1 protein-coding gene is annotated in these 291 nt (G+C 39.2%); it reads left to right on the plus strand.

Annotation, left to right across the window (positions count from 1 at the left end):
* Positions 1-40: 40 nt before the first annotated feature.
* Positions 41-291, plus strand: a 251-nt coding sequence (locus SAZ04_RS21805) for a sulfatase-like hydrolase/transferase (protein WP_332699614.1), incomplete at its 3' end; no start/stop codon positions are given.

Consider the following 291-nt stretch of genomic DNA (forward strand, 5'->3'; position numbering starts at 1 on the left):
GCAACTATACTATTCACTTCATAAGCAGGTTGATGATGAAATGTATAAAGTATTTACCGCTCTTAAGAAGTCTATTTACTATGAAAATACCATTGTAGTATTTACTGCAGACCATGGTAGTCTCGTTGGGGCCCATGGCGGCTTGTTTCAAAAATGGCATAATGCCTATGAGGAAGCTATTCATGTTCCACTCATTATACACAGTCCTAAACGATTTGCTAACTGTCAAGAAACGGATATGCTAACAAGTCATGTGGACATTGTCCCCACGTTATTAGGACTTGCAGGCAT

Source organism: Halalkalibacter lacteus, assembly GCF_036663595.1.
Lineage (GTDB): Bacteria > Bacillota > Bacilli > Bacillales > Bacillaceae_D > Halalkalibacter > Halalkalibacter lacteus.